The sequence below is a fragment of the Winogradskyella sp. SM1960 genome (assembly GCF_020179375.1).
GTDB classification, from domain to species: domain Bacteria; phylum Bacteroidota; class Bacteroidia; order Flavobacteriales; family Flavobacteriaceae; genus Winogradskyella; species Winogradskyella marina.
Map to the genome: position 1 here is coordinate 1 of NZ_JAICBG010000028.1, position 3,050 is coordinate 3,050.

1 protein-coding gene and 1 pseudogene are annotated in these 3,050 nt (G+C 34.5%); both read right to left on the reverse strand.

Going from position 1 to position 3,050, the window contains the following annotated elements; all coding sequences use genetic code 11:
• Window positions 1-402, reverse strand: a pseudogene (locus tag K1X16_RS17765) (hypothetical protein); the annotation flags it as partial.
• A gap of 187 nt (window positions 403-589) precedes the next feature.
• Window positions 590-2,500 carry an OmpA family protein gene (locus tag K1X16_RS17770; protein ID WP_225037412.1) on the reverse strand — a complete coding sequence of 637 codons (1,911 nt, stop codon included), beginning with the start codon at window positions 2,498-2,500 and terminating at the stop codon, window positions 590-592.
• Window positions 2,501-3,050 lie beyond the last annotated feature (550 nt).

Consider the following 3,050-nt stretch of genomic DNA (forward strand, 5'->3'; position numbering starts at 1 on the left):
TAAATGCCAAAATTCATTCTTTTTAATGGTCCAGTTAATGTCTTTAAGAATACATCGCTCTTCATAAGTCACATTAACATTCTTAAGCTCTACGAGCACGTCTGGAATGTTGGTGTAGGTTGTTATTGGTGATGGAATTACCTTATCAAAAACAAACTCCGTTTTCTTAAATTGATAAGCTTCAAGAGGTACTACAGTTTTAAGTTCAGTGTTTTTAAATGTAATTACATGCGTAATTATGGGTAAGAGATCATCTTGTCTGTTGAATATAAATACAATAGGCATAGCATTAGACAACTCTAATAACTGCTTTTTTAGCGCAGAAACAGCCGCTTTGTCTAAGGTTTCATACGGATTATTTAAGACGATGAAATCAGGCTTTTGTTGTAGTAGATACGCCAACAATGCTTTTTTTTGCTCACCCGTGGATAAAGTTCTAAGACTTCTGTTGCGTCCTGCGGTGAGCTCAAAGTTATAAAATGTTAGTTTCAGGAATTTAAAGGTGTTGATTTAACCTAAAAATGGGTGCTTTTGATGTTAGATGATAAAACGGTCATCGTTTTCATTCTTGATTGTGAGGTTTGAAGCCTTATTTTTTCATTGCTTTAATCTCAACCCTTCGGTTAAGCGCTTTACCTGATTTGGTTTTATTGCTTGCTATGGGGCTTGATTCGCCTAAGCCGGATGCTGTTACGTTTGCTGTATTAACTCCCTTTTTTTCTAGCCAATTGACAATATGCTGTGCTCTTCTCAATGACAAATCGTTATTTGTTTTAATCTCACCATCACTATCTGTATGTCCAATAATTTTGAATTTAAGTTCTGAGTTACTTTTTAAAAAAATAGCCAATTCATTTAAGGTTGCTTCAGACTGGCTATTAGGAACGTCTTTGCCAGAATCGAAATGGATCCCGTATAAATTTACAAATCCTTTTGCTTTTAATTCTTCGTTTAAGAAAGCTTTGGATTCAAGTAATTTTCGATTTAAGACAAATTCTATTTGTTTGTTTTCATCTTTTTTAAGTTCAAAACTGATACTTTCCTGATTATAAAGATTTTTATTCGCGGTAACGGTTATCATACCAATGGGCACATTTTCTAATTTAAAAACACCATTAGCCTTTGTTAGCCCTTCTTTTAAACCGTTCGCAGAAATTAAAACATCTTCTAATGGGTTTCCTTCAGTATCTTTTACAATTCCACTAATATTTCCGATACATTCATATTCTCCCTTTGGATTAATAAGGACTTGTATAAAATCAATGGCATAACCATCACCTGCACCTGTGACAGGATCATCGATTTTTACACTTACCTTGCCTGTACTAAACAGAGCGTTGTCTTCAGGTAATAAACCCACTTGAACGAGCTTGCCTGTTGGGCCTGTTTGTTCTACTTTATTAATAACATCTTCTATGTAAGTTAAGCGTTTTCCGTTAATGTGCACTTGGTATGAGGTTCCCCATTTAGGAGCTTGAAAGTCGTCTAGCATAAGTTGTAGTACCACTTTTTCAATTTCAATATCTGGTTTTTTATAGGTGATATCAATACTGACAGGGAGGTTGTCTGGTCGTTTTGTAGAAGATGTGTATCCGTCTTTTCTTCCTGAATGATGGCTACTTACCACCATTATTCTATCCGTTCCCTTATGATCATTTTCATCTGTTATCCAGGGGTAACCATGAACAGAGGTGTTCATTCCACAAAAGGGATCAAATCCTTTAGTCCAACCAAAACCAAGGTTGTCTACATCGCCTACTCGAACTACAATATCAGAACCATTGTAATTTTCTTTATAAAAGTATTGGTCTGATTTATCTTTAATCCCTCCTTCGGATTCAAAAAGTTCTAATAGCTGGTTTTTAGTTAGCGATTGCTCATAAATTTTAATGTCATCTAATAAACCAATATAAGGTTCTCCGTAAGTAGGGTTGTTACCTAAGTGGAAATAGTCCAAACCTTTAGAAGCACTCCCTTTATGTTTATAGGTTTGTCCATCTACAAAAATTAGAACCGTATTTTCTTTTTTATTAAATACTACAGCTACAAATGACCATTTAGACTTATTTATACTTGCGCCTGCCATAGGAGTATTGGCGTAAGCACTCCATTTCCAACTTTTAGCGCCTCTATTATCAATAGCCACAGTTCTGTCGTAACCACCGTTATCGTGTGAGAACAAGGTCATTCGTTTATTGTCACTATCGGGTTTGGCCCAAAAGGCAATGGTGAGGTTAGGCATAACAGTAGGGTTGATACTTTTATTAACCCTTATAAACGATTGACCATCAAGTTTTAAAGCTTTATTTTCAGTACCTGTTCGGTCTGCAGTATAGGTCATATTTGCATACTCCAAATTATACTTTGATTTCTCATTTGCTGCTTTATCGCTATCACCTGAGATATTTATTATGGGAGTAGTTTGGGCAGTTACATTTGATTGTAATCCCAAAAGAAACAACACAATTGTGGTATAGAAAATGGCGTTTATTTTTATCATATTTCTTCCTTATATTTTAATGCGATACTACGCAATTATGATATTAAAATTAATAAATATATGTTGAATATGAGATTCTTAGTTGGATAAATTTGCTTTTAACAATTGAAAGGGGTGTGAAAATTATTAGGGAGCGCGATTTAAAAATTGTAACGACTATTGATTTTTTTATGACTATGCGCTTCTTTTTATCTTTAATTGCCATAACCAAGACAATTATTGCGGGAATAGCAAAGAGGTTGGTTAAGTACATATGATGATCGATATATTTACCGTGCAGTCCTGTGATTTTCTCTAAAACCATTCACAATAATCCCATAATTGAAAAAATAATGGCCCATTTAAGTTCAATTTTTATGTTTTTCATAGCGTCTTTATTTTTTTACTTCCGATAAGCTGAACAATCCTTGTAATCTCGTATGATTAGTAATTACAATTTTTATTTATCTCTGTAAGCCAACAGAACCCGTAGACGAGGGGTGAAGCTCGTAGGTGAAATCAGGATTGATATTAGCCTCATCACGGTGTGCCACAAACAAAATACTGGTTT